Here is a 20638-nt window from a genome sequence, read left to right as displayed (position 1 = left end):
TGGTGCGGTGCATCGCAAGGCGCCGGAGCGTCTCGATAGCGGAGCTATCGGGGCGATTCGGCAACGCCGCGAGGTGCCGTGCCAGACGCCGCGCCGCCGGCCATGGTCCACCAGACACCCCCTAGTCCGGCGGCAGCAGTGGGCCGCAGTCCCACTGCTGGAAGATGAGCCGGGTCTCCACCCGGGCGACCTCGGGGCGCGAGGTGAACTCGTCCAGGACCAGACGCTGGAGATCCGCGGTGTCCGCGACGGTCACATGGACCAGATAGTCGTCGGGACCGGTCAGGTGGAACAGCGAACGCGACTCCGGCAGCGCCCTGACCCGCTCCACGAACGGGCCGATCAGATCGCGCCGATGCGGGCGCACCTGCACCGAAAGCAGCGCCTGGAGACCCCGCCCCAGCTTCGCCGGATCGACCCGCAGCTGATAGCCGAGGATCACCCCGGCCCGCCGCAGCCGCGCCACCCGGTCCAGGCAGGTCGAGGCCGCCACGCCCACCTCGGCGGCCAGATCGCGGTAGGTCGTACGTGCGTCGTTCTGGAGAAGGCGCAGAATGTGCAGGTCCACCGGATCGAGTACGACGGATTCGGCCATGGCCCGAACGTAACACGGAGTACGGCACCGAGAGCCCGGCGACTGTTCACAGTGAGCCCATGGACGCCGACACAGCCCCGCGTGAAGCGGACGCCAGAGCAGTGGACACCCTCGCCGTGCACGCCGGCCGCGAAGACCTCGCAGGCCTCGGACTGCACGCCCCGCCGATCGACCTGTCGACCACCTACCCCTCCTACGACAGCAGGGGAGAGGCCGCCAGGATCGACGCCTTCGCCGCCACCGGCGAGGCCCCCGAAGGCCCCCCGGTCTACGGCAGGCTCGGCAACCCGACCGTGGCCCGCTTCGAGTCGGCGCTCGCCGCCCTGGAGGGCACCGAAGCCGCCGTCGCCTTCGCCAGCGGCATGGCCGCCCTGTCCGCCGTCCTGCTCGCCCAGCACGCCGCAGGCCACCGCCACGTCGTCGCCGTGCGCCCGCTGTACGGATGCAGCGACCACCTCCTGACCGCCGGGCTGCTCGGCACCGAGGTCACCTGGACCGATCCCGAGGGCGTCGCGGACGCGGTCCGTCCCGACACCGCGCTCGTCATGGTGGAGAGCCCCGCCAATCCCACGCTCGCCGAAGTGGACCTGAGCGCGCTCGCCGCGGCCTGTGGCACGGCGCCGCTCCTCGTCGACAACACCTTCGCCACGCCCGTGCTCCAGCGTCCCGCCCTCAGCGGCGCCCGGCTGGTCCTGCACAGCGCGACCAAGTACCTCGGTGGTCACGGGGACGTCCTTGGGGGAGTGGTGGCCTGCGACGAGGCATTCGCCCGCCGGCTGCGCCAGATCCGGTTCGCCACCGGCGGCGTCCTGCACCCGCTCGCCGGCTATCTGCTGCTGCGCGGGCTCGCCACGCTGCCGGTCCGGGTGCGCGCCGCGTCCGCGACCGCCGCCGCGCTCGCCGCCCGCCTCGCCGCCGACCCGCGCGTGCTGCGCGTCCACTACCCGAAGGTGGGCGGCGCGATGGTGGCCTTCGAGACGCTGACCGACCCGCACGAGGTGATCGCCCGGGTGCGCCTGATCACGCCCGCCGTCAGCCTCGGCAGCGTCGACACCCTCATCCAGCACCCCGCCTCCATCAGCCACCGCATCGTGCCCGAGGACGACCGCAGGTCATCGGGTGTCAGCGAACGGCTGCTGCGCATGTCGGTGGGGCTGGAGGACATCGAGGACCTGTGGAGCGACCTGGACCGGGCGCTCGGCGATGTGCCGCCGACGCCGGTGGCGAGCCGGCCCGCCGTGGCCGAGGAGGCCCGGTTCGCGCGGGTGTGAGCGGGCGGGCCGGGCGGCGGGACTCAGTGGGACGTCTTGTTCCGGGTGAACTCGTCCTTGCCGAACCCGGCCCAACTCACCTCAAGGTGGGCCCCGTTCACCTTGGCCGTGCCCCGGGTGCGGGTGGTGTCGCCGTCGGTGCAGGTCAGACGCAGCGTCACCGCCGCGGGCTTGCCGTCGGCCGTGCCCGTGCACTGGTGCTCACCGAGCACGGACGCGGTCCGGCCCTTGATGACGAGCGCGACGGGCTTGCCGCGCGTCACGGCCACCCAGTTGCCGTCGAGGCCGTTGGCCGTCGCGGGCGACGCCTGCGAGGCCGGCCCATGTCCCTTGCCACCGCCGGGAGTTGAGGCACCGGTCCCGCCGGGCGCCGCCGCCCCCGACGTCGCCCCGGCCGTCGGCGTGGCGCTCGCGGCCGCCGCCCCCGACGCGCTGCCCGAAGGGCCGCCCGACGGCTTGTTCGACGCCGCGTCCGACCCACCGCTGCCGCACCCCGACAGGAGAAGGACGGCGGTGAGCCCCACGGTGGCGAGGCCGGTGGTACGCGAGAACCTGTGCACTGCTGATCGTCCCCCTGCGACGCGCTTTTGCGGACGCGTCAAGCTATCAGCGGCCCCTCCCGCACGCCGGGAGTTCCCTGGTTCCCCGACGTGCGGGCGCCGAGAGTGATACGCGGGGGCACGGCGCCGGGAGTGATGCGCGTGGGCACGGCGTCGCCGCGCCCCGGCTCGTGACGCTCCCGCGCTCCGGCTCGTGACGCTCCCGTGCCCCGGCTCGTGACGCTCCCGCGCTCCGGCTCGTGACGCTCCCGTGCCCCGGCTCATGGCGCCCCCGTGCTCCCGGCGCGCTCCCGGGGCGGGTCGGGAGCGCGCTCGACTGCGCGCACTGCGACGATGGGCGGGCGAACCTCGTGATGACAGGAGCGAACCCTTGGCGACAAGCCCGGACCAACCGACCGGCCCCACCGGACAGTTCACCCCCTCACCACTGAACCAGCTGCTGTACGGACACATCCACTCGGCCGCCGTCAGGGCGGTGGCCGAGCACCGCGTCGCCGACCTGCTGGCCGACGGGCCCCGCACCGCCGGGGAACTCGCCACGGCCCGCGGGCTGCACGCCGGCACGCTCAGGCGCGTCCTGCGCCTGCTCGCGATGCACGGGCTCTTCACCCAGGACGAGAAGGACACCTTCGGACTCACCGACGCCGGCCAGGCACTGCGCAGCGACGTGCCGGGCTCGCAGCGCACGGCGGCCCTGCTGCTCACCGACGAGATGTTCCGGCGGGCCGCGGACGGCATCCCCGACGCCGTAAGGACCGGCAGGACCTCCTTCGAGGCGGCCTACGGGGTCCCGTTCTTCGACCACCTCGCCGTCTCGCCCGACCAGCGCGAACTCTTCGACGCCGGGATGGCCTCGATGGCGGACCGCACCGACGATCTCATCGCGGCGAGCTACCCCTTCCCCGCCGCCGGCACCGTGGTGGACGTCGGCGGCGGCCGGGGCGGCCTGTTGCACGCGGTGCTGCGGCGTGAACCCGCCCTGACCGGCGTCCTGTTCGACCAGCCGGACACCGTGGCCGACCACGTCCTGGACACCGAAGAGGTGCGCGGGCGCTGGAGCGTACGGGGCGGCGACTTCTTCGCGGCCGTGCCGAGTGGCGGCGACATCTATCTGCTCAAGCGCATCCTGCACGACTGGAGCGACGAGGAATGCGCGCGCATCCTGGGCGCGGTCCGCGCGGCGGTGGCGCCGGGCGCGCGCCTTCTCGTGGTCGATTCGGTGCTGCCGGACAACGGCGACCCGCATCCCGCCGTCGAGCTGGACATCATCATGATGATGCTGGTCACCGGCAAGGAGCGTACGGCCAAGGAGTTCGAGGACCTGCTCGCGGGGGCCGGGTTCAGGCTGGAGCGTGTCCTGCCCACCCCGGCCCTGCCCTCGATCCTGGAGGCGCGGGCGGTCTGAGGGGCGGGGCCGGCCTCACGGCCTCACGGCGTCGCGGGCAGGTCGCGCAGGAACACGGCCACGGCGGCGGCGATCGCGAGGATGACCAGCCAGGAGACGAAGCCGGTGTGCCGGCCCCGGCGCGCCGCCTTCGCCTTCTTCTTCGTGCGGCCCGGCCGCCGCTTCCGTGCGGGCCGGGGCGCCGGGCCCGGGGTGGTTTCGGCGAGCAACTGACGGCATATCAGCGCGAGTTGACCGGTGCCCGCGGTCAGGCTCGCCACCGTCTCCGAGCGGGCCGGAGCGGTGGTGCCGCCCTCCAGGATCCGGCCCGCGCGGATCAGGACCTGGTCCCTGCCGCCGGTGGGGGAGAGGCTGATCCAGCGTTCCACATGGGCCGCGCGGATGACGACGCCACCCGAACGCTCCCGGTACACCGTGTGCTCACGCCACAGCAGGCCGGCCAACTCGCCTGCGGTGTCCCGCAGTTGTGCACTCACGCTTCCCCCACGCCCCGAACGTTCTAACGAATATCGCACTGTAGCGGCAGCGGGCGCCGGGCCGCGAACCGGCCGGGGCCTCACCCGGCGGGTTCGACCTCCAGGTAGTGGTGGCGGCGCGGCCCCCGGTATTCCAGGGCCAGCCAGCCCAGCGGGCGCAGCACTTCGGCGCAGCGGCGCAGTGCTTCGTTCGCCGTGTATTCCGCGCCGGTTCCGGGCGGGCCGAGCCATTCCACCCGGACGGTCGCCGGCGCCCCGGCGGCGCTGACGCGGTATCCGCGGGCACACCGCCGGCCCTCCTCGTCGAGTGCGGACGGCTCGATCCCCGAGGCCTCCAGGGCGATGGCGACCGCCCGCACCGGCCGCAGCCGCTCCCACTCGGCGGGGCCCGAGGCGTCCGGCCCGGCCATCACCCGGCGGATGCGCAGCAGCCCGTCGAAGGCGGCCCGTACCGCTGCCTCGCGGTCCGGGCCGCGAAGCGCGGGCCCGTCCCCGGTGGCCGCCTCAAAGGGCCCCGCCGTCTCGTCAACGGCCATGGCCGCCCTCCCTGGTCCCTGAGGCGCCCGGTTCAGCGTCCGCCGGAGACCCGCAGGATCGCGCCGGTGGTGTACGAGGACTCGGGCGAGAGCAGCCAGGCCACGGCGGCGGCGATCTCGGACGCCTCGCCGGGGCGGCCGAGCGGGATGCCGGCGGCCGCCCGGGCCGGACGGCCGGGGTCGCCCATCGTGGCGTGCATGTCGGTGTCGATGATGCCGGGGGCGACCGCGTTCACTCGGATGTTGTCCGGTCCGAGCTCCTTGGACAGGCCGACCGTCATCGCGTCGGTGGCCGCCTTCGACGCCGCGTAGTGGACGTAGTCACCGGGGCTGCCGAGGGTGGCCGCAGCGGAGGAGATGTTGACGATGGCGCCCCCGCCGCGCGCGGCCATGTCCCGCGCGGCCCGTCGGCAGCACAGGAGGTAGCCCACGACGTTCACGTCCATCACCCGGCGCAGATCCTCGGTGCGGGTCTCGGTGAGACGGCCGAGCGGTCCGGTGACGCCGGCGTTGTTGACCAGCGCGCTCACGGGCCCGAGTTCGGCCGCCGCGGTGTCGAACAGCCGCTCCACGTCCGCCTCTTGAGCGGTGTCACCCCGTACGGTGACGCAGCGGGCCCCGGCCGCGCGTACCGCGTCGGCGACCTCGCGGGCGGCCGCCTCGTCGCTGACGTAGCCGAGCGCGATGTCGTGCCCCTCGCTCGCGAGCCGGACGCAGGTCGCCGCGCCGATGCCCCGGCTGCCGCCCGTGACGATGGTGACCGGACGTGTCATGTGATGTCTCCCGTGCTCGCCTCTAAGCCGCGTCGCCGCCACCTCACGTCGTACCACACGGCGCCGCCCCCGCCGCGTCCAGCCCTTCGGTCAGGGTGGCCAGGAGGGTGCGCAGGGTGTGGAAGTCCTCCGGGGGCAGGTTCACGGCCCGCGCGATGTGGTGCGGCACGGTGCGTGCGCGCTCCCGCAGACCGCTGCCCTTCGGGGTGAGGCGGACGGTGACGGAGCGTTCGTCCGCCGGGCTGCGGCGGCGCTCCAGGAGGCCGGCCGCTTCGAGGCGCTTGAGCAGCGGTGACAGCGTGCCCGAGTCCAGCCGCAGCTTCTCGCCGATCCCCTTCACCGGCAGCTCGCCGTGTTCCCAGAGGGTCAGCATCACCAGGTACTGCGGATAGGTCAGGCCCAGGTCCTTCAGGAGCGTGCGGTACACGCCGGTGAAGGCGCGGGAGGCCGCCTGCAACGAGAAGCAGAGCTGGAGGTCCAGCCGCAGATAGTCCTCTTCGTGCGGATGGGCGGGCGGTGTGGTGACCATGCGCCCAGGCTAGCACCGGCGCCATTTAGTTGTGCGCAACTGAATTGTGTGCTTCAGTTGATGGCGTGGCCGAGGGGCAGCGGATGTGACGCCCCGCAGGCCGCGCAGCACAGAGCTTTGACGGACCCGGGCGAGCGCGGACACCGCTTCGCGCCCGCCGATACGAGAGGAACCGATCCATGGACGCGCTCTACACCGCGGTGGCGACCGCCAACGGCCGCGAGGGCCGCACTGTCAGCTCCGACGGCCGGCTCGACCTGCCGCTCGCCTTCCCGCCGGCCCTCGGGGGCAACGGCGAGGGCACCAACCCCGAGCAGCTGTTCGCCGCCGGGTACGCCGCCTGCTTCGCCAGCGCGATGGGCTCCGTCGCGCGTCAGCTGCGGCTGGACGTCAAGGACGTCTCGGTGACCGCCGAGGTGGGCATCGGCAAGGACCCCGCCGACGGCGGCTTCGGCATCGGGGTCGTCATGCGCGTGGAGCTGCCCGGGCACCTGGAGGGCGAGAGCGGCGCCAAGCTCGTGGAGCTCACCCACGCCGCCTGCCCCTACTCCAAGGCGACCCGGGGCAACATCCCCTTCGAGATCGTCATCGAGTAGCGGATCGGCTCCGCTCCCGGCGCGCGGCCCTCACGCACGCTCGGCAAGCAGCTCGCGGTACCACGTCAATGTGGCGTCCAGGGTGTCGCCCATCGGGACGGGGATGGCACCGAAGGCGGCCTCGAAGGCCCCCGAGTGCATGATCTGCGGCTCGGTGTGCTGGTAGAACATCTCGGCGTAGGCGTCCATGAAGACCTGGTCGAACGGGCCGAAGGGGCGCGCCTCGTCGAGGGTGACCACCTTCAGCGCGGCGCCGACGCGGTCCTCGATCATGCCCAGCACCTCACGGGTGGTCAGGGCCGATGCGGTGGGAAGGTGCCACACGCGCCCGTCGCCGCGCGGGCTCTCGCCCAGCGTGGCGAGCCCGGCGGCCACCGCGCGGATGTCGGTGTAGCTGTGCGGCAGGTCGATGTCGCCCAGGGTCAATACCTCGCCGCCGGTCAGCGCCGGGAGGAAGACGGACGCGCCCAGCGTGGAGTTGAGGACGCCGGGCCCGACGAAGTCGGCGGACCGGCCGAGCGCCACACGGACGCGGCCGCCCCGGTGCGCGGCCAGGTACTTCTCGTCGAGTTCCGCGCGCATCCTGCCCTTGAGCGTGGTGGCGCGCCAGGGGGTGTCCTCGGTCATGACATCGCCGTGCGTCTCTCCGTACGGGTAGAGCGTGTCGAGCACGACCAGGCGCGCCCCGGCCGCTTCGGTGGCATCGAGCACGGCCTGCTGGATACGGGGCATGACGTCGACCTGGAGGTGATAGGCGACGTTGACGCAGTGGTAGACGACTTCGGCGCCCGCGATGGCCGCGGTGGCCCCTTCGAGCGTGGACACATCGCCCTTCACGCGGTCGACACCCGTCATCGCGGTGAGCGTGCCGGAGCGGTCGACCAGGCGGACCGGGTGGCCCCGGCGGACCAGCTCGGCGGCGAGCGTGGTCCCGGCCGGACCGGAGCCGAGGACCACGTGCAGGTTGCTTTCGGTGTGGTTCATGTCGAAGCCCTTCTAGGGCCGGGGGCATGCGCGCACCCGGTTTTGTTATGTGGCGTGCCGTTAGTTAGAGACTGTAACCGCAGTGAAGGGGCAACGCAACCGTCAGGGTGTATCGCTCACGGCAGCACGCAATGCGGCTCCACCGGGAGGGATCGGGTGCTCAGTCTGAAAGTCGGGGGGTAGACACTGTCTACATACGCTGGTAGACAGTGTCTATGGAGGATGAGAGTTCCCTTCGGGAGCGGTTGATCGACGTCGGAGTGGAGCTCGTGACGACCGAGGGCTCCGCGTCATTGGGGCTGCGCGAGATCGCCCGCCGGGCGGGGGTGTCGCACGGGGCGCCGCGCCGGTACTTCCCCACGCATCACGCCCTGCTCTCCGCGATCGCCCGGCGCGGTTTCGAAGATCTCGGAGCCCGGTTCGCGGCCGCGATCGCCGACACGGCGTCCCCCCGGGCTCAGCTGCGGACCATCGCGCGGGTGTACGTGGGGTACGCGCTGGAGTACCGCGGCATGTTCGAGCTGATGTTCCGTCACGATCTGCTCGACAGCGACAAGCACATGTCGGACGGGCCACGGCTGCGGGAGGCGACTCTCCCGCTGTTCGAGCGCGTCGTCGTTCTCGTCGCCCAATGCCGAGCGGAGCGGGACACCGCCCACGCCGACGGGCCGGCCGCGACCGGGCCACCACCGCCCGTGACAGCCGCTGCCCTGTGGGCGAGCCTGCACGGTATCGCCCAGCTGTGGGCCTGGGGCAGTCTGCGGCTCGCCCTCGACGCCGAACCGACCGGCGGCGCACCGCGTGGCGACCAGGTCGATCAAGTCGATCAACTCGTCGCGGCGGCGCTGGACGCTCACCTGGGCCCGGTGGACTCGTGACCGCGCCTGTGCGGCGGCACCTGGCGTTTTCGGTCAGCGTGGCGGGCGCGATGCTCGTCGCGCTGGACGGCACCGTCCTGCTGGTGGCGCAGCCCGGCCTGCGGCGCGATCTCGGCGCGAGCTGTCCCAGGTCCCATGGACGAGCACCGGTCATCTGCTCGCGGTGGCCTCACATCTCGTCATTGCCGGGCGCCTCGGGGACCGGTACGAGCACCTGCGGCCGCTGTCCGTCGGCGAACTCCGATCCACGGTCGACGACAGGACCGAGGACGTCGCCCCAAGCCTGCGATGACGACACCTCACAGAGGGTGCGCCAGGTCTCCCCGCGCGCCGTTCCCCTCCCGCCCCCACCAACCCCCAACCGCTTCCGACCGGCCACCGACCCAAGGAATTCCTGATGCTGATCGCCATCCTGCTCTACGACCGCTTCACCGCTCTGGACGCCGTCGGCCCCTACGAGATCCTTGCCCGCCTGCCGGGAGCCGAGGTGGTCTTCGCCGCCGCGCAGCGCGGTCCGGTCCGCACCGACATGGGCAGCCTCGCGCTCACGGCCGACCGGCTCCTGTCCGAAGTCACCACCCCCGACATCCTCCTGGTGCCCGGTGGCCCGGGCACCGCCGAGCTGCTGGCCGACCGGGCCGTGCTCGACTGGATCCACACCGCGGCCCGCGCGTCCACATGGACCACCTCCGTCTGCTCGGGTTCCCTGCTGCTGGCGGCGGCGGGGTTGTTGGACGGACGCCGCGCCACCTCGCACTGGATCGCCCTCGACCACCTCGAGCGGCTGGGCGCCATACCCAGCAGTGAGCGTGTCGTCTTCGACGGGAAGTACGCCACCGCGGCGGGCGTCTCCGCAGGCATCGACCTGGCTCTCCACCTCGCCGGCCGCATCGCCGGTCCCAAGGTCGCCCAGGCCATCCAACTCGCGGTCGAGTACGACCCCCAGCCGCCCTACGCGGCGGGTTCCATCTCCACGGCCCCCGCCGAGCTGATCACCTCCCTGCGGGCCAGCGGCCTCGTCGTACAGGACCAAGACGCCTGAGCCGACACCCGGGCGGGCGGCGCCGCCTCACCCGGCGGGCGCCGCCGGCGGTGTCGCCTTCTCGCCCTGGGCGGCGAGCCGCGCGGAGAGCGGGGCGGCGATGTCCTCCAGGGACTTGCCCTCGGCGTCGATGGCCAAGAACGCGGCCACCACGCCGGCCGCCGTCATCAGCGCGGCGCCGATGCTGAACGCGAGGACGGCGTCACCGACCACCCCGCTGGACGTCAGGGCCGAGAACACCAGCGGCCCCGAGATGCCGCCCGCGGCCGTGCCGATCGCGTAGAAGAAGGCGATCGCCATCGCCCGGGTCTCCATCGGGAAGATCTCACTCACCGTCAGGTACGCCGAACTCGCGCCAGCCGACGCGAAGAACAGCACCACACACCAGCACGCCGTCATCGTGGTCGCGTTCAGCCACCCCTGCGCGAAGAACCACGCGGTGACGAAGAGCAGCGCGCCCGAGAGCACATAGGTGCCGGCGATCATCCGGCGACGGCCGACCGTGTCGAACAGCTTGCCGAGGAAGAGCGGGCCGAGGAAGTTGCCGAAGGCGATCACGGCGAAGAAGTAACCGGTGCTGCCGCTGGACACGGCGAAGAACTTCACCAGGATCGAGCTGAACCCGAAGGTGATCGCGTTGTAGAGGAAGGCCTGCCCGATGAACAGGGCGAAGCCGAGCACCGCGCGCTTGGGGTAGGAGCTGAACAGGGTCCGGGCGATCTCCCAGAAGCCCACGCTGGTGCGCTGCTCGATGGTGATCGAGCTCCCGGGCTCCGGCAGCCGCTCGCCCTTCTCCTGTTCCACCGCCCGCTCCACGTCGTCGAGCAGCTGCTCCGCGCCCTCCTCACGGCCGTGGATGAACATCCACCGGGGGCTCTCCGGCACATGGCGGCGCACCACCAGGATGACGAGACCGAGCACCACACCGAGGGCGAAGGTGAGGCGCCAGCCGATGTTCTTCGGCAGCAGGTCGGTGTTGAGGGCGAGCACCGACAGCAGCGCGCCGCCCATGGCGCCGAGCCAGTAGCTTCCGTTGATGATGAGGTCCACCCGGCCGCGGTACTTGCTCGGGATCAGCTCGTCGATGGCGGAGTTGATCGCCGCGTACTCACCACCGATGCCGAAACCGGTCAGGAAGCGGAACAGGAAGAACCACCACGCGGTGAAGGAAAGAGCGGTCATCGCGGTCGCGGCGAGATAGACCGCGAGGGTGACCAGGAACAGCTTCTTGCGGCCGAACCGGTCGGTGAGCCAGCCGAAGAACAGCGCGCCGCAACAGGCTCCGGCCACATACAGCGCGGCGCCCAGGCCCGTGACCTGGGCGTCGGTGATCGCGAGGCCGCTGCCGTCCTCGGAGAGGCGGCTCGCGATGTTCCCGACGACGGTGACCTCGAGCCCGTCCAGGATCCACACGGTGCCGAGCCCGATGACGATCATCCAGTGCCAGCGCGACCAGGGGAGCCGGTCGAGCCTGGCCGGCACGGAGGTGGTGATGGTCCCCGGCCCCCGCCCGGGACTCTGCGCCGTACCGCTCATGAAGTGCCTCCTGCCGCCGCGACCGAACCACACCTGCCGGACGCGAGTACCCGGCGCACGCCGGACATACTCCCCGCGACCTCGTCCCTGGATGGACCCGCGCGGACGCGGCGCGCAGCCGGACCGCGCGGGAGCAATCCCCGCGTCACCGCGCCGTGTCAGGGGACTTCGCGCAGATAGAGCGCACCGCAGGTGTGACAGAAGGGGTGGGCGCGGTCGGTGCCCCAGGCGTCGTCGGGCATCTCCTGGGCGCCCTCGGCGAGGTCCCGTCCGCACATGGCCTGTACTTCCTCGCCCCGGACCATGTGCCACTCCTTGAGCGTGCCGTCGGGAAGCGGTTCGGCGACGATGTGATGGCGCACTGGTGACTCCTCATGCGTGTCGGGCCGCGTCCGGTGGCGCGGGCGCCGGGCGCACCCCGGCCATCCGACCCTGACACCGCTGCCGCGCCCACGCATGCCGAACGTCCGCCGATGGTGACACCGGGACGGCGCCCGGCGGTGGACATGCCACTGCCGCCCCACGGACCCGTGGAGCGGCAGTGACGTGCGTGATCAGCCGGCGGACGGGGCGTTCGCCGGAGTCACGTTGACGGCGGCCCAGGCCTGGTCGACCGTCTTGTACTCGGTGCTGGACGCTCCGTACAGGTCGGCGGCGGCGCTCAGCGTGGCGGTGCGGGCGTCGTGGAAGTCGGTCGTGGAGACCATGTACCGGGTGAGCGCACGGTAGAAGATCGCCGTGGCCTTGTCGCGGCCGATGCCGGTCACCGTCGAGCCGTCGTAGGTCGGCGAGTCGTAGGCGACGCCGTTGATGGTCTTCTTGCCGCTGCCCTCGGCCAGCAGGTAGTAGGCGTGCGAGGAGACACCGGAACCCGCGTGGACCTCGGTGTCGTAGGACGCGGGCGACCAGTAGTCGACCGTGCCTTCGAGCTTGTCGAGGGACGGCTTGTCAAGGCGGCGCAGGAACTTCTGCTGGAGCCCCAGCTTCTCGCCCATCAGGTAGTTCGGCGGGTTCTTGGGGTTGTTGGTGGCGAACTCGACGTTGCTGCCGAAGATGTCGGCCAGCGACTCGTTCAGCGCGCCGGGCTCGCCGAACTGGTTGTCGTCGGCGTCGACGCGGGTCGGCTGGAGGTTCGCCGTCGCGTCCACGACACCATGGGTGAGCTCGTGGCCGGTGACGTCGAGGACGACCAGGGGCTGCGCGAAGGTCTGCCCGTCACCGTCGCCGTAGAGCATGCAGCCGCAGTCGGAGTCCCAGAAGGCGTTGCCGACCTTGCTGCCGAAGTGCACCATCGCGTGGGCGCCCACGCCGTCGTTCTTGATCCCGTCGCGGCCCAGGGTCTTCTTGTAGAAGTCCAGGGTGCTGGTGATCCCGTACTGCGCGTCGACGGCGACGGTGGAGCGGTCGCTCACCTTGCCGGTGCCCCAGCGGTTGGTGGTGCTGGTGAACGCCTTGCCCGCGCTGAACTGCTCCAGCTGCTTGTTGCCGGCGTCGCGGGTCTCGGTCTGGCCCCGGCTCGGGTCCTTCAGGGCGAACGCGCTCTTGGCGGTCTGCGTGGTGGTCAGCGGCACGCTGCCCACGAACAGGGAGGCGCCGGTGCCGGCGGCCGAGGCCGGGAAACCGGTCGCCCTCGACGAGGCGAGGGGAGCGGGCAAGGAGGCGTCGAGGGCCGGGCTGAGCTTCTGGCCGCTCTTGCGGAGCTTGGCCTGGACGCCGGGGGAGAAGAAGGAGTCGTCGGCCGGGGTGTTGCTGAGGACCGTGCCGGTGGCGGCGTCGACGACCACGGTGCGGGTGCCGGACTCGGTGGTCGAGCTGTTCGTCACCTGGATCTGGTAGGCGAGCGCCGCGTGCCCGGCGCGGGCGTCCACCACGAGCTTGGCGGCGCCCGCGGTGCCCTTGGCGATGGCGGCGGCCTTCGCCTTGGCCTGTGCGGCCGTCAGCTTGGCGCTGGTGGTGGGAACGGTGACCTGGTGGCGCAGGGCCCGGGTCACACCGGCGTAGCCGGATCTCGCGTCGAGGTGGATGACGAGGTCGCCGCCGAGGACGGGCAGTCCCTGGTGCGAGCGTATGAACCGGACGTGCTTCTTGCCGTCCGGGTCGACCAGGACGTCGCTGGCCTGAAGTGTGTCGTCCTTGCCGACGCCGGTCGCCGAGGCGTGTGCCTGGGCCGCGGCGCGGGCCGCGTCGATGACCGGCTGGAAAGCGGCGGTGGCCGCGGGGGCGGTGGCCCCCTGGGCGGCGGGAGCGGCGAAGGCCGTGGCCCCGCCCCCCGCCGTGATGGTGAGGGCCGTGGTGACGGCCAGGGATATCGCCAGGCTGCGTATGTGGGGTGTACGCACGGTGGGGGGTCCTTAGAGGTGCGGGGGCGGTCGGCTCACAACCGCCCGTACGCACGGTGCTGTTGTGCACCGTGGGGACTGTGAGGTCTTGGCCGGAACCCTGCTATGCCTGGCATGGACATGTAAAGAGGGAAGATCGAGTTCCGTGTTCCCGGAACCCAGATTTAACAATCGGCCCCGTTCCAGGTGGCCGGAAGGTGTCCGAACTCCCCCACTCGACGGCGGAGATGGGAGATCGCGCCGAAAGGTTGCTTCCCGGGTGCGTTTCCTCGCCGGGCCCGATCGGAGGCCCGTGCCGTCCAACACCGCCCGAACGCGGGCACATTGATGACCGTAAGCGGACCAAGTTCGCCCTTTTCAGGCGTACGCCCCGTCCGTCACGGAAAGGTGGATGCCGTGCCAATGGACGACGAAACGGCCGGCCCCTTCGCGGCGGAGCTGCGGCGGCTGCGAGGCCTGCGCAAGGTGTCCCTCACCGGGCTCGCCCGCTCGATCCACTACAGCAAGGGGTACCTCAGCAAGATCGAGAACGGCGGCAAGCCACCCACACTCGACGTGGCCCGCCGCTGCGACGACGTACTGGAGGCGCGCGGCGCGCTCGTACGCCTGCTGCCCGCCGCGGCGACCGTCCCCGAGGCCCGCACCGCGCACGCCGGCGCCGACGCGACCACCCCCTGCCCCTACCGCGGTCTCGCCGCCTACGGGCCCCAGGACGCCGAATGGTTCTACGGACGCGAGAGCGCGACCGCCGAACTGACCGGCAGACTCGCCGAACGCATGGGCCAGGGTGTGCTCGCGGTGGTCGCCCCATCGGGCGCGGGCAAGTCCTCGCTCCTCCAGGCCGGACTGCTGCCCGCAGTGCGCCGGGGCGCACTGCCCACGCCCGGCTCCGGCCAGTGGCCCGTCGTCGTGTGCACACCGACCGCCCACCCGCTCAAGGAACTTCTGCGCTGCGCGGCGGACGTCCTCGCGGCGGCCGGCGCGCAGATCACCCCCGAGACGCTGGCCCGTCGGCCCCGAGCGCTGCTCGACGCGTCGGCGGCCCACGGCCGGCCGCCCGGCCTCGTCCTGGTCGTCGACCAGTTCGAGGAGACCTTCACCCTGTGCGAGAGCGAGCGGGAACGCCGCGACTTCGTCGCCGTGCTCCACGCCCTGGCCACCGCCCGGCCCCACGACGGCGCACCTGGCCACGCCGCCGTCGTGATCGGCCTGCGCGCCGACTTCTGCGGACGCTGCCTCGACCACCCACGCCTCGTGGAGGTCTTCACCCACGGCCTGTTCGCGCTCGGCCCGATGTCCGGCGCCCAACTGCGCCAAGCCATCACGGGACCCGCCGAACGAGCCGGACTCAGCCTCGAACCCGGCCTGGTCCAACTGCTGTTGAGAGACCTCGGCGCCGACGCCACCGCCTCGATCGGCTCGCTCCCACTGCTCGCACACGCCCTGTTCGTCACCTGGCAGCAGCGCACGAGCCGGACCCTGACGGTGGCCGGCTACGAGACGACCGGCGGCATCCACGGAGCGGTCGCCCGCACCGCCGAGTCGGTGTACGGACGCCTCGACCACGCCGAACAGGTGATGGCCCGTCAACTCCTGGTGCGTCTGGTCCATGTCGCCGACGACACCGCACAGACCCGCCTGCCCGTCGAACGCGCCGCGCTCATGCGGCAGTTGAGCGACCCGGCGTCCGGCGCGCGCGCCGTCGACGCCTTCGTACGCGCCCGGCTCCTCACCGCCGGCAGCGAAACGGTGGAGATCACCCACGAAGCACTCGTGCGTGCCTGGCCACGGCTGCGCGACTGGATCGACGCCGACCGCGCGGGCCTGGTGCTGCGCCAGCAGGTCTGCGACGCGGCGAACCAGTGGGCCAAGGCCGGCCGCGACCCGTCCCTGCTCTACCGCGGCACCCGGCTCGCCGCCGTGCGCGACCGCGCGCGCGACGCCCAGGGAAGCGGCCAACTGGGGCCGGTGGAAAGGGAGTTCCTGGCAGCGTGCGCGACGGAGCAGGAGCGCGGGGAGCGCCAGGCGCGGCGCCAGGCCCAGGTGCGCCGCGCCCTGCTCGCGACCCTCGCCGGACTCCTCGCCATCGCGGTGGCGGCCGGATCCCTCGCCTTCCAGCAGCGCAGACGCGCCCTCGACCAGAGCCGCACCGCCCAGTCGCAGGCCCTGGCCGTGCGGTCGGGAACCCTCGCCGCCGGGCAGCCCGAAGCCTCCATGCTGCTCGCCGCCGACGCCTACCGCACCGGCCGCACCCCGCAGGCACGCGGCGCCCTGCTCAGCACCCAGGCGCAGTACTTCGACGGACGGCTGCGCGGACACGCGGGCCCGGTCAACTCGGTGGCGTTCAGCCCCGACGGCAGGACGCTCGCATCGGCGAGCTCGGACGCCACCGTGCGCCTGTGGGACACCACGGACCACCGGATGACCGCGACCCTCGGCGGCCACACCGGAGCCGTCACCGCCGTCGCCTACAGCGCCGACGGCACGCGCCTTGCGACGGCCGGCGCCGACGGCACCGTACGGCTCTGGGACGCGGCCACCCACCGGATGACCGCCACCCTGCGCGGACACCAGGGCGCCGTCCGCTCCGTGGCGTTCAGCCCGGACGGCCACACCCTGGCGTCCGGCGGCACGGACCGCACCGTACGCCTGTGGAACGTGCCCGACGGCGCCGCGCGAACCGTCCTGACCGGCCACGACGACGCGGTGATGGCGGTCGCCTACAGCCCCGACGGGCACAGCGTGGCCTCGGCGTCCATGGACCGCACCGTACGGCTGTGGGACATGACGGACAGTCAGCACACCCAGGTCCTCACCGGGCACAGCGACCAAGTGCTCGGCGTGGCCTTCAGCCCGGACGGCCACACCCTGGCGTCCGGCGGCGCGGACCGCACCGTACGCCTGTGGGACCTGCCCCAGGGCACCACCCGGGCCGTCCTGGCCGGACACAGCGACGACGTGAACGCCGTCGCCTTCACCCGCAGCGGCGACACCGTCATCAGCGCGAGCGGCGACGGCACCGTGAAGCTGTGGGACGCCGTGAACCACCGCGTGGTCGCCACCCTGTCCGGCCACACCGACTACGTCCTCGCCGTGGCCGCCGGCCCCGACGAACACCTCGCGACAGGCGGATTCGACCAGTCCGCCGTGCTGTGGGACCCCGGCCGCTCGGCGCTCACCGCCCGGCCCTTCACCGAGGCGTGGCAGTCGGCGTTCTCACCCGACGCCACCCTGCTCGCCTCCGCGCAGGCCGACCGCACCGTACGGCTGTGGGACGTGGCACGCCACCGGCTGCGCGCCACCCTCACCGGACACGACGGCTCGGTCTTCGCGGTGGCGTTCTCACCCGACGGCAAGCTGCTCGCGTCGGCGGGCGCCGACCGCACGGTCAGACTCTGGGAAACGGCGACGGGCCGCCTGGACGCGACCCTCACCGGACATGACGGCTCGGTGTTCGCGGTGGCGTTCTCGCCCGACGGCCGCCTGCTCGCCTCCGCGAGCGCCGACCGCACCGCCACCCTGTGGAACGTCGCCACCCGCCGCCCCTACGCCACGCTCGGCGGACACGAGGACTTCGTCAACGCGGTCGCGTTCAGCCCCGACGGGCGCACGGTGGCCACCGCGAGCGACGACTTGACGGTCCGGCTGTGGGACGTGCGCGACCCCGGCCACGGCCCCCGGTCGGTGCTGCGCGGGCACACCGGTTCGGTACGCTCCGTCGCGTTCGCCCCCGACGGCCGCACCCTCGCCAGCGGCGCCAACGACGGGACCGTACGCCTGTGGGACCTCGCGGGCCACGCGAAGACCCGCACCCTCGCCGGTCACAGCGGCTCGGTGCGCGCGGTCGCCTTCAGCCCCGACGGCCGGACGCTCGCGTCCAGCGGCAGCGACCAGACCGTCCGCCTGTGGGACCCCGTCCGCGCCCGGCACCTCGCCACCCTCAGCGGACACACCGGCGCCGTGTGGGGCGTCACCTTCGACCCCGCCCTGCCCGGGACACTGGCCAGCAGCAGCAACGACGGCACCGTCAGACTGTGGAACACCGACGTGCCCCGCCAACAGGCCCAGGCGTGCCGCCTGTTGGGCGACACGGGCCCGGAAAGCTGGGCCCATCTGCTGCCCGACGTGCCTTTCCGTCCGCTGTGCCCGGCCCCCAACTGACCGCCGGGCCCAGCCGTTTCCCAGGTGTTTCCCGTTTCCCGGCCCTACGGGAGACGGCCGCCTCCTCGACATCGGCCCCGGCCACGGCCCAGTCTCGAACCACCGCCGCAGGTGATCCCGTCCGGCACGGGGGCATCCCGCTGCCCCGGGCACCGATCACCGATCCGGCACGCATCCGACGAAACGGGGAAACGACACATGCGCCACCACACCCTTGCCAGAGCCCGCCGCGCCATCGCCACCGCCGGCCTCCTGACGGCCTGCGCCATCGTCCCGACCGCCCCTGCCGCCACCGCCGCGCCCCACGCAGGGGCGGCGACCCGGGCGGCGGCCGGCGGCTGCGACGTACTCGCACCGGGCGCCTCCGCCGCCGCCGAGGCCGCGGTGCGGGCGGCCTGCTCACAGCTCGGTCTCTGGTACACGTGGGGCGGCGGCCACGGGCCGCGGCCCGGCGCCACCTACGGCCAGGTGGACCCCACCGACCCCGCAAGCGACCACGACCCGGAGCGCCTGGGATTCGACTGCTCGGGTCTGGTGCGCTACGCCTACGCCCAGGCCACCGGACAGGACATCCTGGCCGGCACCGCCAACAGCCAGTACCGCTCCCCGCACGTGACGGCCCGTTTCGGCGCGGGCCAGGGCACCGGGCCGCTGCTGCCGGGTGACCTGATGGCCTGGGGCGGCGCCGACTCCATCCATCACATCGCGGTCTACCTGGGCGCGGGCAAGATGGTCGAGGCCCGCCAGTCGGGGACCCATGTGATGGTCAGCGACGTACGGCTCGGCGGCGACTACAACGGCGCGGTACGCATCGGAGGCGACCCGGGCCGGAGCGGGAACTTCTCCACCTGGGGCACCGACGTGTGGACGCACACCCAGCCCGCCACGACCAGCGCCCGCGTCAACAAGTTCGCGGGCCCCACCCGCGTGAAGGTCGGCTGCCAGAAGCACGCCCAGCTCGTCGAGGCCGACGGCTACCGCAACGACGCCTGGTCCTACCTGCCCGACTACAACGCCTGGATCACCAACATCTACATCCAGGGCCCTGCCTGGCTCGACGGCGTCCCCACCTGCGCCTGAACGCCCGGCGCGCCAGCCGGCACCGGTTGGCACCAGCTCGCACCGGTAGGCGCCACCCGGCACCGGTTGGCACCAGTGCGCACCCGGTCGCACCAGCCCGCACCGGTTGGCAGCAGCCGGCTCCGACACCTGCGCCAGATGCCCGAGGCCCGGCGTCCGACGCCCGACAAAAACTGACATCCGACACCTGACAGCCAACATCTGACAGCCAACATTTGGCATCCGACATCCGCGAGGAGTTCGCAATGAACGCACGCAAGAAGGTCGCCCTGTTCCTCTCCGCCACCGCCCTGACGGCCGGTCTCGCCACCGCCGGGCTTCCGGCGGCCGCCGCCGCGCCGGCCAGGGCCGCCAAGCCCGCGGCCGAGTGCGGGGTCCGCTCCGACGGCCGGCTCTACTGCGGCAACGCGGTCGGCGCGAAGGGCTACGCCGACCGCTCCTACCGCTCGGCGACCCGAGGCACCCTGACCACCGGGTTCAACTGGTTCGCGTGCTGGGGCCACGGCGACCCGCACCAGGGTGGCAACGACATCTGGTACTGGACGCAGTTGGACAACGGCGCCTGGGGCAACGTCCCCGCCGTCAGCGTGAAGACCGGCCAGGACCCCGCCCCCGGCCTGCGCGAGTGCTGATCGCCCCGGCGCACTGACCCGCGCCCCGCAACCCCGGGCCGCCCGTCGAATCCCCCGACGGGCGGCCCGGTCATGCGGGCATTCCCCAATAAGCCTCGGGCGAGAGCGAGTTGATGTGACGTCAGGTACTCAGGGGGCAGGGTGGGCGGATTGGGTCCCGACCCCCTGCGCCTGCTCGAAGAGCGCGGTGACTCCCGCGTCGAAGCGCGCGGTGTAGGAGACGTCGGAAAGGAAACCGCCGCCGTGCTCGGCGCCGCCGAGCACCCCGACCACGATGCCGTCGCCCTCCTGCGCCGAGATCACCCACGGGCTGCCCGACACCCCGCTGGAGAACCCCGCGCAGCGCGCCTGCCGGAAGGCGCCGTAGGCGGGCGCGGAGTCCACCGTGCAGACGTGCTGGCCCGGCCGGTTGTGCGGGTGGCCGATCAGCGTGACCCGGTCGAGATCGGCCGGCAGTTCCTCCGGGTGCGGCGGCACGTGGAAGGCCGAACCCACCGCCTCCTGGACGCTCTTTCCCCCGACCCGCGCCACCCGCACGAAGGCCCAGTCGTAGGGCCAGTGCTCGGCCCCCTGGCGCGCCGTGGTGAACCGGGGGTCGGCCAGCGCCGCGACCACCGGCCACCTGCCCAGCGGAGCGACGCCGTCGTGGTGGCCGGGCACGAACACCGCGCCGTCCAACGGCAGGCAGTGCGCCGCCGTCACCAGCAGATCGCCGTTCCCGCTGTCCACGACGGCGGCCGTGCACGTCCTTCGTCCGCCGGGCCACTCGAAGACCCCCACCACGGGATACGAGCACGAGGGCACCAGATCGTGGGGCTCGGGGCGGCGGCGCGTCGCGGCACAGTCCCTCGGCACCGCGGGGTGGACGCGGCGGTAGTCCGCGGTGTCGGCCCCGGTGCGGGCGGGCGGGCCGGTGTGGGCGGCGGAGCCGGCGTGGGGCCGCGTGGCGGCGCGCGCCGAGGCGTCCGGCGCGGGAGTGGATACGGCCGGCTCGGTGGGTGGCGCGGCGGGGGAGGGGCGCGGAATCGTCCAGAGCCCGGCCAGCAGCGTGATGACGGCCGCCGCGAGGAGCGCGCCACCCGCCCACACCCTCCGGGGCCCGGCCCGCCGCCCATCTTTTCGCATGACCACTCTGGCGAGGCTAGGGCCGGCCTCCGGTGGCGGCCGCGCCGACACGGCGGCGGGGCGCACGCGCAACCGGAACGGACCGCGCCCGCCCCGCGCGGCTGCGGGCGGGCCGGGCCT

Annotated in this window: 19 protein-coding genes and 1 pseudogene; 9 read left to right on the top strand and 11 right to left on the bottom strand. The window is 72.8% G+C overall.

Going from position 1 to position 20638, the window contains the following annotated elements:
- Positions 1 to 121: 121 nt before the first annotated feature.
- On the bottom strand, positions 122 to 595 hold the full coding sequence (locus ACFYM2_RS10610) for an Lrp/AsnC family transcriptional regulator (protein ID WP_359006064.1): 474 nt from the start codon (positions 593 to 595) through the stop codon (positions 122 to 124).
- A gap of 59 nt (positions 596 to 654) precedes the next feature.
- On the opposite strand from ACFYM2_RS10610, the gene ACFYM2_RS10605 reads away from it, so the two are divergent.
- On the top strand, positions 655 to 1866 hold the full coding sequence (locus ACFYM2_RS10605; protein ID WP_388459606.1) for a trans-sulfuration enzyme family protein: 1212 nt from the start codon (positions 655 to 657) through the stop codon (positions 1864 to 1866).
- Positions 1867 to 1889: 23 nt separating this feature from the next.
- Here ACFYM2_RS10605 and ACFYM2_RS10600 read toward each other — a convergent pair whose 3' ends face one another.
- On the bottom strand, positions 1890 to 2426 hold the full coding sequence (locus ACFYM2_RS10600; RefSeq protein WP_359006070.1) for a hypothetical protein: 537 nt from the start codon (positions 2424 to 2426) through the stop codon (positions 1890 to 1892).
- A gap of 370 nt (positions 2427 to 2796) precedes the next feature.
- Here ACFYM2_RS10600 and ACFYM2_RS10595 point away from each other — a divergent pair, with 370 nt between their 5' ends.
- On the top strand, positions 2797 to 3831 hold the full coding sequence (locus ACFYM2_RS10595; protein ID WP_359006073.1) for a methyltransferase: 1035 nt from the start codon (positions 2797 to 2799) through the stop codon (positions 3829 to 3831).
- A 23-nt stretch (positions 3832 to 3854) separates the two neighbouring features.
- On the opposite strand, the gene ACFYM2_RS10590 is transcribed toward ACFYM2_RS10595, so the two are convergent.
- The 4 genes from ACFYM2_RS10590 to ACFYM2_RS10575 form a co-directional block, all read right to left on the bottom strand.
- Positions 3855 to 4307, bottom strand: coding sequence for a hypothetical protein (locus ACFYM2_RS10590; RefSeq protein WP_359006076.1), 453 nt, complete (start codon positions 4305 to 4307; stop codon positions 3855 to 3857).
- 80 nt (positions 4308 to 4387) lie between these two features.
- Positions 4388 to 4843, bottom strand: coding sequence for a hypothetical protein (locus tag ACFYM2_RS10585; RefSeq protein ID WP_388459604.1), 456 nt, complete (start codon positions 4841 to 4843; stop codon positions 4388 to 4390).
- Between the two features lie 32 nt (positions 4844 to 4875).
- The gene (locus ACFYM2_RS10580) at positions 4876 to 5616 is read right to left on the bottom strand and encodes a glucose 1-dehydrogenase (RefSeq protein WP_359006082.1); all 741 of its coding nucleotides are present in this window, start codon (positions 5614 to 5616) and stop codon (positions 4876 to 4878) included.
- Between the two features lie 43 nt (positions 5617 to 5659).
- On the bottom strand, positions 5660 to 6145 hold the full coding sequence (locus ACFYM2_RS10575) for a MarR family winged helix-turn-helix transcriptional regulator (RefSeq protein ID WP_388835099.1): 486 nt from the start codon (positions 6143 to 6145) through the stop codon (positions 5660 to 5662).
- A gap of 179 nt (positions 6146 to 6324) precedes the next feature.
- Here ACFYM2_RS10575 and ACFYM2_RS10570 point away from each other — a divergent pair, with 179 nt between their 5' ends.
- On the top strand, positions 6325 to 6741 hold the full coding sequence (locus ACFYM2_RS10570) for an organic hydroperoxide resistance protein (RefSeq protein WP_350228901.1): 417 nt from the start codon (positions 6325 to 6327) through the stop codon (positions 6739 to 6741).
- Between the two features lie 30 nt (positions 6742 to 6771).
- On the opposite strand, the gene ACFYM2_RS10565 is transcribed toward ACFYM2_RS10570, so the two are convergent.
- Positions 6772 to 7725, bottom strand: coding sequence for an NAD-dependent epimerase/dehydratase family protein (locus ACFYM2_RS10565; RefSeq protein ID WP_388835096.1), 954 nt, complete (start codon positions 7723 to 7725; stop codon positions 6772 to 6774).
- 215 nt (positions 7726 to 7940) lie between these two features.
- Between ACFYM2_RS10565 and ACFYM2_RS10560 the strand changes: the two genes are divergently transcribed.
- The 3 genes and pseudogenes from ACFYM2_RS10560 to ACFYM2_RS10550 all read left to right on the top strand — a co-directional run bounded on the left by ACFYM2_RS10560 (position 7941) and on the right by ACFYM2_RS10550 (position 9645).
- Complete coding sequence (locus ACFYM2_RS10560) at positions 7941 to 8603, top strand: TetR/AcrR family transcriptional regulator (protein WP_388835089.1); 663 nt, start codon at positions 7941 to 7943, stop codon at positions 8601 to 8603.
- Between the two features lie 50 nt (positions 8604 to 8653).
- Positions 8654 to 8844 (top strand): annotated as a pseudogene (locus ACFYM2_RS10555) (MFS transporter); the annotation flags it as partial.
- 156 nt (positions 8845 to 9000) lie between these two features.
- Entirely contained in the window at positions 9001 to 9645 is a 645-nt protein-coding gene (locus tag ACFYM2_RS10550) for a DJ-1/PfpI family protein (RefSeq protein WP_388459600.1), read from the top strand.
- Positions 9646 to 9672: 27 nt separating this feature from the next.
- Here ACFYM2_RS10550 and ACFYM2_RS10545 read toward each other — a convergent pair whose 3' ends face one another.
- The 3 genes from ACFYM2_RS10545 to ACFYM2_RS10535 all read right to left on the bottom strand — a co-directional run bounded on the left by ACFYM2_RS10545 (position 9673) and on the right by ACFYM2_RS10535 (position 13520).
- Positions 9673 to 11181, bottom strand: coding sequence for an MFS transporter (locus tag ACFYM2_RS10545; protein WP_388835086.1), 1509 nt, complete (start codon positions 11179 to 11181; stop codon positions 9673 to 9675).
- 158 nt (positions 11182 to 11339) lie between these two features.
- Positions 11340 to 11543: a hypothetical protein gene (locus ACFYM2_RS10540; RefSeq protein WP_359006099.1), complete on the bottom strand. Its 204-nt coding sequence runs from the start codon at positions 11541 to 11543 to the stop codon at positions 11340 to 11342.
- Positions 11544 to 11735: 192 nt separating this feature from the next.
- A complete protein-coding gene (locus ACFYM2_RS10535; RefSeq protein ID WP_388835083.1) occupies positions 11736 to 13520 on the bottom strand; it encodes a M4 family metallopeptidase in 1785 nt (594 codons plus the stop codon).
- Between the two features lie 402 nt (positions 13521 to 13922).
- Here ACFYM2_RS10535 and ACFYM2_RS10530 point away from each other — a divergent pair, with 402 nt between their 5' ends.
- The 3 genes from ACFYM2_RS10530 (at position 13923) to ACFYM2_RS10520 (ending at position 19393) form a co-directional block, all read left to right on the top strand.
- Positions 13923 to 17681 (top strand): helix-turn-helix domain-containing protein, encoded by a 3759-nt coding sequence (locus tag ACFYM2_RS10530; protein WP_388835080.1) that lies wholly within the window; start codon positions 13923 to 13925, stop codon positions 17679 to 17681.
- Between the two features lie 198 nt (positions 17682 to 17879).
- Positions 17880 to 18761, top strand: a complete 882-nt coding sequence (locus ACFYM2_RS10525) for a C40 family peptidase (RefSeq protein WP_388835077.1) — start codon at positions 17880 to 17882, stop codon at positions 18759 to 18761.
- Positions 18762 to 19006: 245 nt separating this feature from the next.
- The gene (locus ACFYM2_RS10520) at positions 19007 to 19393 is read left to right on the top strand and encodes a hypothetical protein (protein ID WP_350228894.1); all 387 of its coding nucleotides are present in this window, start codon (positions 19007 to 19009) and stop codon (positions 19391 to 19393) included.
- A gap of 129 nt (positions 19394 to 19522) precedes the next feature.
- Here ACFYM2_RS10520 and ACFYM2_RS10515 read toward each other — a convergent pair whose 3' ends face one another.
- A complete protein-coding gene (locus ACFYM2_RS10515) occupies positions 19523 to 20518 on the bottom strand; it encodes a trypsin-like serine peptidase (RefSeq protein ID WP_388835074.1) in 996 nt (331 codons plus the stop codon).
- Positions 20519 to 20638 lie beyond the last annotated feature (120 nt).

It is taken from the genome of Streptomyces sp. NPDC006711, from assembly GCF_042869775.1.
Classification (GTDB): domain Bacteria; phylum Actinomycetota; class Actinomycetes; order Streptomycetales; family Streptomycetaceae; genus Streptomyces.
This window is presented reverse-complemented; position numbering and strand designations above follow the sequence as displayed.

Excerpts from the sequence above, each read along its gene's own strand:
- ACFYM2_RS10610 (WP_359006064.1), bottom strand. The coding sequence starts at position 595 with ATGGCCGAATCCGTCGTACTCGATCCGGTGGACCTGCACATTCTGCGC.
- ACFYM2_RS10605 (WP_388459606.1), top strand. The coding sequence starts at position 655 with ATGGACGCCGACACAGCCCCGCGTGAAGCGGACGCCAGAGCAGTGGAC.
- ACFYM2_RS10585 (WP_388459604.1), bottom strand. The coding sequence starts at position 4,843 with ATGGCCGTTGACGAGACGGCGGGGCCCTTTGAGGCGGCCACCGGGGAC.
- ACFYM2_RS10580 (WP_359006082.1), bottom strand. The coding sequence starts at position 5,616 with ATGACACGTCCGGTCACCATCGTCACGGGCGGCAGCCGGGGCATCGGC.
- ACFYM2_RS10575 (WP_388835099.1), bottom strand. The coding sequence starts at position 6,145 with ATGGTCACCACACCGCCCGCCCATCCGCACGAAGAGGACTATCTGCGG.
- ACFYM2_RS10570 (WP_350228901.1), top strand. The coding sequence starts at position 6,325 with ATGGACGCGCTCTACACCGCGGTGGCGACCGCCAACGGCCGCGAGGGC.
- ACFYM2_RS10565 (WP_388835096.1), bottom strand. The coding sequence starts at position 7,725 with ATGAACCACACCGAAAGCAACCTGCACGTGGTCCTCGGCTCCGGTCCG.
- ACFYM2_RS10560 (WP_388835089.1), top strand. The coding sequence starts at position 7,941 with ATGGAGGATGAGAGTTCCCTTCGGGAGCGGTTGATCGACGTCGGAGTG.
- ACFYM2_RS10550 (WP_388459600.1), top strand. The coding sequence starts at position 9,001 with ATGCTGATCGCCATCCTGCTCTACGACCGCTTCACCGCTCTGGACGCC.
- ACFYM2_RS10545 (WP_388835086.1), bottom strand. The coding sequence starts at position 11,181 with ATGAGCGGTACGGCGCAGAGTCCCGGGCGGGGGCCGGGGACCATCACC.
- ACFYM2_RS10530 (WP_388835080.1), top strand. The coding sequence starts at position 13,923 with ATGGACGACGAAACGGCCGGCCCCTTCGCGGCGGAGCTGCGGCGGCTG.
- ACFYM2_RS10525 (WP_388835077.1), top strand. The coding sequence starts at position 17,880 with ATGCGCCACCACACCCTTGCCAGAGCCCGCCGCGCCATCGCCACCGCC.
- ACFYM2_RS10520 (WP_350228894.1), top strand. The coding sequence starts at position 19,007 with ATGAACGCACGCAAGAAGGTCGCCCTGTTCCTCTCCGCCACCGCCCTG.
- ACFYM2_RS10515 (WP_388835074.1), bottom strand. The coding sequence starts at position 20,518 with ATGCGAAAAGATGGGCGGCGGGCCGGGCCCCGGAGGGTGTGGGCGGGT.